This window comes from Robertmurraya siralis (assembly GCF_005502275.1).
GTDB lineage: Bacteria > Bacillota > Bacilli > Bacillales > Cytobacillaceae > Robertmurraya > Robertmurraya siralis.
Map to the genome: position 1 here is coordinate 112972 of NZ_SWLZ01000013.1, position 7927 is coordinate 120898.

At 35.1% G+C, this 7927-nt stretch carries 6 protein-coding genes; 1 reads left to right on the forward strand and 5 read right to left on the reverse strand.

Annotated features, from left to right (window positions below; translation table 11 throughout):
* Positions 1-251 precede the first annotated feature (251 nt).
* The 4 genes from FCJ93_RS15355 to FCJ93_RS15370 all read right to left on the reverse strand — a co-directional run bounded on the left by FCJ93_RS15355 (position 252) and on the right by FCJ93_RS15370 (position 6528).
* A complete protein-coding gene (locus FCJ93_RS15355) occupies positions 252-440 on the reverse strand; it encodes a cold-inducible protein YdjO-related protein (protein WP_095306194.1) in 189 nt (62 codons plus the stop codon).
* A 515-nt stretch (positions 441-955) separates the two neighbouring features.
* A complete protein-coding gene (locus FCJ93_RS15360; RefSeq protein WP_095306195.1) occupies positions 956-1081 on the reverse strand; it encodes a YjcZ family sporulation protein in 126 nt (41 codons plus the stop codon).
* A gap of 104 nt (positions 1082-1185) precedes the next feature.
* Positions 1186-1293: a YjcZ family sporulation protein gene (locus FCJ93_RS15365; RefSeq protein WP_095306196.1), complete on the reverse strand. Its 108-nt coding sequence runs from the start codon at positions 1291-1293 to the stop codon at positions 1186-1188.
* A 153-nt stretch (positions 1294-1446) separates the two neighbouring features.
* Positions 1447-6528, reverse strand: a complete 5082-nt coding sequence (locus tag FCJ93_RS15370) for an AAA family ATPase (RefSeq protein ID WP_170211325.1) — start codon at positions 6526-6528, stop codon at positions 1447-1449.
* 127 nt (positions 6529-6655) lie between these two features.
* On the opposite strand from FCJ93_RS15370, the gene FCJ93_RS15375 reads away from it, so the two are divergent.
* Positions 6656-6799: an anti-repressor SinI family protein gene (locus FCJ93_RS15375; RefSeq protein WP_095306198.1), complete on the forward strand. Its 144-nt coding sequence runs from the start codon at positions 6656-6658 to the stop codon at positions 6797-6799.
* A 65-nt stretch (positions 6800-6864) separates the two neighbouring features.
* Here FCJ93_RS15375 and FCJ93_RS15380 read toward each other — a convergent pair whose 3' ends face one another.
* Positions 6865-7581, reverse strand: a complete 717-nt coding sequence (locus FCJ93_RS15380) for a response regulator transcription factor (protein WP_137744085.1) — start codon at positions 7579-7581, stop codon at positions 6865-6867.
* Positions 7582-7927 lie beyond the last annotated feature (346 nt).

The following is a 7927-nucleotide window of genomic DNA, read 5'->3' on the forward strand; positions in this document are numbered from 1 at the left end:
CACAATGGTTGAGCCTCCTAAATCGTTATTGCATAATCTTATTTACACCTTTATTATAAGCAATTTTTTACTTATTTTACCTTCCATTTACGACATTTATGTGAACGTTCTCATGAAGTTAGATGTTGTTAATTGTCAGTGTTGACTTTACTTTAAACGTAAGATCATCATAAACAGTAAGCACACGGCGGGAGAGACTTTCGTATGAAAGTCCTCTCTCGTCTGCAAACAAATATGTATCATTCTTCACTTTAATTTATTTTTGGCAATTCCCTTATCTCCATTGTGGTATCATTGCCACAGAGTGGACATTTCAGGTCGTAACTAGCAAAATCCTTTCTCATCCAGCCTATGCAGCCATCATCCATACAAGCATAGACTTCTACATCCATCATGATATCTTCCGGTTTTTCTTCCTGTGATTTCCTATTAAAAAACATAATCATCGTCCCCTCACATAAAAATTCAGTAATAATTACACTTTGCTGGTCAGTATGCTAAAGTGAAAAAATAGCGGTGTTATTTACCTATTTGCCTCACATACCATTTAAAAATATGGTATTCTGTCGTTCTTCTACTTATTATTGGCAAAAATCATTTATTTCACGCATCTATTTCCAATCTTGTCAAAATAAGTCGATCCATTCTTCCATTTTCTTAAGGACGTTTTTAAAGTCCAAGGAGCTTTGCCCCCTTCTTCACTTACTAATGTGGCGGTAACGTGATTCTTTTTAAAAGCTGGTGAGAACCTATAGAGGAATAATACAAATCATTCTTATGAAAATTTCTGCAAACTATCACACTTCACGGTAATGTACTTACATGAATGCCTGTTTTCGGAAATTTATGTACTCTTTGGCTCCAGATGAAACAAAAAGCAAGGGAAAAAAATCGCTTACTTTTCTTCCCTTGCTTTATTTCTTAGAATTTTTCAGACAGCCTTGCATCACTTCTTTTATAGCCATGCAGCGCCTACAATGATTAAAAGGATAAACAATACGACGATGAGGACGAATCCACCGTATCCAAATCCAGTTGCAGGGTAGGCATAACCACAACCACCAAATCCTCCGTAACCCATTACTCCACTTCCTTCCCAAATATTGTAGAATATGGAGCCATTTCAATGATTTTATATTGGCTCTCTTTCTAAACTCTTCTTATTTAGGATGCACCCCGTAATTGTTAATACCAGCCACCGACGTAAGACGCACCAACTATAATAAGAAGGATGAACAACACAACGAGTAAAGCGAATCCAACACCATATCCGTGTCCAGCTCCTGCGCTCATCTTATCCACCTCCCATTATCTCTACACCCATACTATGTAGGAAAAAGTTGTCCTGAATGGGCTTCTGTAATAAGTGTATAAAGAAAATAAAAAGAGTGGCATCAACTCCACTCTTAATTTCATGAATGTATAATTGGATAAAAGTGAGATTTACTATTCATTAAAATGTTGAAACCCCATTAATGCTATTTCTTCAATCGTCTCATCTTCAAGTTCTACAATGGGCAAAGTAAAGAAAATAGTTGTGCCTTCTCCTTGAACACTTTCTGCCCATATATTGCCTTTATGATGTTGGATGATTTCCTTACTAATCGATAGCCCTAAACCATTCCCTGCCATAAATGGATTTGTATTCCCCGTGTACGAACGTTCGAAAACTTTTTCCAACTCAGAATGTGAGATTCCCATACCGGTATCTGTAATCGCAAAAGTTACATAGTGATTATCGCGTTTGAGTGCAAAGGCTATCGAACCTTCCATCGTATGCTTAAGGGCATTAGAAACAATATTTGTCACAACCTGTTCAATCCGAGCGACATCAACATCCACATACAAAGGGCTTAAACCCTTCTCTTCTAATACTGAGCGCTTAAAGGCAAGTCCTTCATGTTTAACATCCCATTCGTGCTGATCACATAAATAATGAAACAGTTTTTCAACATTTACGATTTCTGTAACAAAGGTCATATTTCCAAACTGCAATTTAGATAATTCGAACAAATCCTCGATAAGCCGATTTAAACTAGCAAGTTTATCTTTACTGCGTTTTAAATAAGTAAGTTGTTTCTCCGGTGAAATTACAACTCCATCCAACATTGCTTCAATATATCCTTGTATCGATGTAATAGGGTTTCGCAAATCATGAGAAATATTGGATAGTAGTTCCATCCGTGCTTTTTGGGCATCGGCAAGCTCTGCATTTGTTTCTTCCAAGCTTTTATTAACAATCTCCAGTTTTTCTGTCCGCTCTTTAACTTTTTCTTCTAAGTTCATATATAGTAAAGCATTTTGTATGGAAATGGCTGCTTGGGACGCGATAGTGGAAAGCAACAATAAATCTCGCTCAGTAAATGCATAAGGAAGCAGATGATTTTCCAAATACAAGATTCCAATCAATTTTCGCTGATGTAATAACGGAATCGTCATAAGAGACATCACTTGTTTTTCCTGGATATAAGAATCCATTTTAAATAATCCTTCAACACATGCTTCGTGTAAAATGATTGATTCATGACTCTTTTGAACATATTGGATAATTTGCATCGGCAAAAGCTTCTTTTGTTTTTCAGCTTTCATTTCTTCAGGAAGATTAGCTAATCTAAGTTCTTTCCCTTTTTTAAGAAGTAAATAACCGGTTGTTGCTCCAGCATTTTCAATTACAATATTCATTACTTTTTGAACAAGATTATCGAAAACAATTTCACTTGATAATGTCTGAGAGCTTTTCAGAACAGCCTCTAAATCCAAAACATCAAGTCTCCCCTCCAGCTGGAACCTATCCTTGACGAGATTTGGAAACGTATTTGCGAGCACAGTACATTTTCTACCCGCTCCCCACTTTTTATAAAAACGGTAAGACTCCTTTAAATAAAAATTGCTTAAGCGGATCGCCTGACGCTTATGATAATAATGGGAAGCACATTCACAAATGATCGCTGCGTCTTGTTCAAAACCGTTCACGATTGCTTTATCTAAAGCGGTCTCGTAGTCGTCTGCAGCAATTTGGTTCTCACCTAGTACACATGCTGTTTCAATCTTCATTAATAAATATTTATGTTCATAATTCATCGGTGCATGGCTGGCCCATTTCTTCATCTTCTTCAAATTACGCTGCAAATATTTTTTGATTTTCTTCCGCTCTTTTGAAGGCTCCTGATAATAAAATCGAACTAACCAAAGGGTGTGATAGAAATAAAATTCAGGTGCAATCACAAGAACAAGAGTATTCGTTACAACGTTATTTAAAGCATCAATAATCTCCCTCGCTTTTTCATCATCTGCAACGATATATGCCATCTGTAAACGAATTGTATTATGCATGATAAAAGCAGAAGGATCATCCCGCAAATCAGCAAGCTGAGTAGGTGGTAATTTTCTCTTAGTTCCATCCGCCAGCCATTCCATCCATTCTTTCATTTCAAGCAAAAATTTCATCGAGAGAAAATATTGAATTTTATTAACAAAGGCTAATTGTTTATTAATCTCTGTTATAACAACGTTTAGTGAATCTCCTTTAATCAATCTAGTAATAATGATAAAGGAGCTAGCAGCTCCAGCTAAATGAAAATTCCCAGACTCCAAACTTAATGTTTGAGATTTTTCTAGCGAATTTAAATTGATTGAAATCGAATTTTTCCAATGGTTCACAAAGCTTCCAAAAACAAAGTGAACCCTTGCTGTCAATTTCTTTACCCGACTTCTCTCAACGTGAGCTAGTGCTAGTTTTCCAAATTGATAGCTTTTATCAAAATTGCCAAAGCCTGCGCTCAAAATAAGAGCATAATTATTGTAAACAAGGGCAGTTATATCGGTATTTCCGTGCTTTAATGTGAATCTGAAAGCCCGGAGCATTAAATAAGTAGCTAAATTTTGGTTTACATGATAAGAAGGGGCATTCATATTAATAAGGCTTTCTATAATTAAACAATCTTCAGGATTCTTCATTGGAGCTAAATTTAATAGCTCTTCAGGCTTTTTTCCGATAAGTAAAGTCTGAAGAAGTAAAAATTCTTTAGCAATTTTCTTCATCCCAATGGGTCGATCCAGCTTCCAACCAAAAAGCTTTAATCCAGTTGTCCCACATTCAACTGCATCCTTTAATCTGCTAACATGGGTATACATGATCAGCTTCAAATTATAAACACCCATTTTTTCATTGTTTGTCTTTGCATTATACAATAGAGTTTCAAATGCACTTTCTGCCATTTCGAAATCACTATTCAAATATGCACATTCCCCTAGTCCAATGAATATTCGATAGGAAAGCTCATAATTCGTTTGCCAATGTCCATGGTTAAGGAGATTTTTAGCAGATAAAAAATAATGATAGGCCTGTTCAAAAGCTGCAGCATTTTTAGCAACTTCACCAGCTTGTGTGTTGAAAACTGTTAATGTCATTCTCTGTACATCATCAAGCAAAGGCACGCAGAAATTAAGATGATCAGCCAGCTTAAAAAGATGATTAGGTTCAGGTAATTGCTCGAAATTACCCCATTTACTCAACCCAATTTGAAAGTGAAAAAAAGCTTGTTCCTCTTTGCTCATACTTGTATAAACCGCTTGCTGAACTTTATCATGAATAAATTCCAGTACAAGGTCATGCTCTACACTTTGCTGTCTCGAAAAACAGATAAAGCCCTCGTCAATGAGCAAGTACAAATCTTTTAGAATCTCATCGTTTGAAGTTTTTGCGGCCTTCACTAACTCAAAGTAAGTGAAAACCGTTCCAAGACAAGCAGCAAACTTTAAACTTTTTACAACCTGCAAAGACAATGCGATTAATTTCTTACGAATGTGTTCCATAATATCTTTACCGATAATTTGCTTTGGAAATTTCCCAATATGAAAGGTATAACCATTTTTTTCTTGATTTACTGAAATATACTGTTCCTTTTCTAGAGTAATTAAAATCTGTTTCAGAAAAAAAGGATTCCCTTGCGAAAGATTGTAAACATAAGCTGTTAAACTACTATAATCGTCAACGAAATGATAATTGTAGTAAAGCCATTGAGCAACTTCTTTTTCATCCAACGGTGTAATCTCGATGCTGACAACCTTTAATTTCTGCAGCAAATTCAGATTATGAATTGATTTTGCGCTTTGCTCTTCTTCATTTCTGCTAGCTATAATCATTAGAATATTTAAAAGCTCTTTATCCTCTGATAAATAATGAAGCAGATCAATGGTCGGTTGATCAGCCCATTGAATATCATCGATGAAAAGAATAACGGTAAATTCTTCTGTTAATACGGCTAAAAGCTGCTGAAATGTAATAAGGATGCTGTTAGACCTTTCTAGCGGTCCAATTTTTTCCTCAAAATGAGGATAACCAATGATCCATGTAAACTCTGGAATAAGCTCACACAAAAGTTGACAGCGGTGATCTAATTTAGCAAGAAAACGCTCCTCCCACTTTTTAACGAAGTCATCCCCTTGTGAAAGAATTACGCGAAAAATGGTCTTGCATGCTTGAATAATTGGCCCGTATGGAGTGTTTCGTTCAAATTGGTCCCATTTTCCAGCAGCAAAAATTGCACCTTTTTTATCAGATATATTCATAAATTCTTTTACTAACGCTGTTTTTCCAGTGCCGGAATTTCCACGAATATGGACGATTTCCTTATTCCGTTGTTTAACATTTTTATAGATCGCCTGGAGCTGTTTCAACTCCTGTTCGCGGCCGAATAGCTTGCTTTCATTTTTAATCTTTATAGAATCCTCTAAACCTAGTTTGAAATGACTAATTTTTCTCTCATTTTGCCATTGAAGTAAACATCTTTCCAAGTCCTTCAACAATGAATATGCTGATGTGTATCTTTTATCAGGTGATTTTTCTAAAAGTTTCAGAGCGATCAATGAAAGCTGACTAGGTATTTGTGAATTTAACTCTGCTGGAGGAGTCGGTAGCTTTGTAAAATGCGAATAAACAATTTCAATCACATCTGCTGTTGGAAAAGGTAATTGTCCTGTCAACATTTCATAAAAAACTACTCCAAAGGAATAAAGATCAGAGCGAACATCTGCCTCTTTCTCCATCCTTCCCGTCAGTTCAGGCGAGCTATACCATAAAAACTGTTTATCAATAGGCTCTATCAACCCCATTAGAGAGGTAATATACAGCTTCTGCTCTGTAAGATGGACATGAACATGATCGGGGTTCAAGCATTCGACTAACTTGTCCTTTTGATGGAGGCTGATGAGCATTGTAGTTAATTGCATTGAAATAATGAGCATTTGTTCAATTGACAAACACTTCCCCTTAATCAAAGAGGATAACGGTTTTTCAAAGGAGAAATATTCGTAGACTGCGAAAAAATTATCATTAGCTTTTTTTATTTCCATTGGTTCAATAAAAGAAGGAAATGCCTTCCATTCTCTTTTCTCACTTTCCACTGAAAAGGATTTAAAATGATGAATGATTACTTTCTTTCCATCCGATTGTCGTCCTTCATAATAGTGAACTCCATCTGTTGAAGCCAATAATTGAGTAACCTCATAGCCTGGCAAACTTATCATCCAGCGACACATCCATCGTTTATTTTTGAAAAACTTTAATAAATCTTTAACAAAGTTTGAACTATATTTATAGTTCATATATTATTATTGTTTTGTGAATATTTTGTGAATAAACTGGGAGGTATTTATGGAAAAGGTCACTGAATTTGAACAATCAAAAATTGTCATTATTCCCAATAAACTAGATGAAGAATGGTTAAGATTAATTATACAAGCCAAACGTCTTGGATTAACTATAGATGAAGTAAGAAATTTCCTGAATAGTAAATAGAAAGGTCTAAAACCCATTTGATTCCTAAAAATTCTGACATTATATACATAAGTTCGAATTTGGGTTCAATTAAGATAGCCATTAAATTTATAGCCTATTCCCCTAACCGTCAATATATATTCTGGTTTCGCAGGATTCGGTTCAATCTTTTTTCGTAAATTACTTATATGTACCATAACAGTTCGATTATCACCAAGGCTATCTTCGCCCCATATAAGCTGAAATAATTGTTCAACACTGTAAACTTTTTCCACATTTTGACTTAATAAGGATAATAGCTGATATTCTTTAACTGGCAGTGTAATCGGTGTACCGCGACTACGTACAAGACAACTATCCAGATCAATCGATAAACCTGGAAACTCAATAATATTTCTTTCTACACTTATGTTCTTTTTTTGCCTACTAATCCTTGTTCTTCTTAAATGTGCTTTAATTCTTGCTACTAAAACTCCAGGGCTAAAAGGTTTTGTTATATAGTCATCCCCTCCTATTCTTAAGCCAAGAATCTTATCGAAATCATCTTCTTTTGCGCTTAAAAAAAGAATCGGAGCATCTGTTTTTTCACGAATAGCTTGACATGTCTCATATCCGTCGAGCCCTGGCATCATAATATCAAGGATAATTAAATCCGGGCTAAAACCATCGAGCACATCTATCGCCTCACTTCCTTCTATAACGGAAGTGATTTTAAATCCTTCTTTCTCTAAATATAATTCAAGAATATTCCGAATATCAGGATCGTCATCAACAATTAAAATTCTGTCTCTATCCCTACCCATACTAATCCCCCTAAATTTTCGGCTATTTCTATTTTACTATAAATACCCTTTTTTTCCTCCTATTAGTACTTTTTTTGTCATAGTAATAATTCCTAATAATTCGACAAAATATCTCATTATCTAATAATCTTTCGACGTCATTTAATAATTTGCGGTAAATTCAATATTCTATCGACTATATTTGACAAATCAAAATGAATTTTAGTTAAACAAAAACAAGTGGAATGTGACTGCTAGAATAAAGTGTACAGTTTTTGCTTGATAAGATGAAACGCTTATTTACCCAAATATACCAGCAAAAAATATCAACCTATCACTGTAAAATGATCATAGTTCATACTTGCAG

What these genes read in the sequence shown, in the direction of transcription:
- FCJ93_RS15355 (WP_095306194.1), bottom strand. Translation starts at nt 440, where the DNA reads ATGTTTTTTAATAGGAAATCACAGGAAGAAAAACCGGAAGATATCATG.
- FCJ93_RS15360 (WP_095306195.1), bottom strand. Translation starts at nt 1,081, where the DNA reads ATGGGTTACGGAGGATTTGGTGGTTGTGGTTATGCCTACCCTGCAACT.
- FCJ93_RS15365 (WP_095306196.1), bottom strand. Translation starts at nt 1,293, where the DNA reads ATGAGCGCAGGAGCTGGACACGGATATGGTGTTGGATTCGCTTTACTC.
- FCJ93_RS15370 (WP_170211325.1), bottom strand. Translation starts at nt 6,528, where the DNA reads ATGATAAGTTTGCCAGGCTATGAGGTTACTCAATTATTGGCTTCAACA.
- FCJ93_RS15375 (WP_095306198.1), top strand. Translation starts at nt 6,656, where the DNA reads ATGGAAAAGGTCACTGAATTTGAACAATCAAAAATTGTCATTATTCCC.
- FCJ93_RS15380 (WP_137744085.1), bottom strand. Translation starts at nt 7,581, where the DNA reads ATGGGTAGGGATAGAGACAGAATTTTAATTGTTGATGACGATCCTGAT.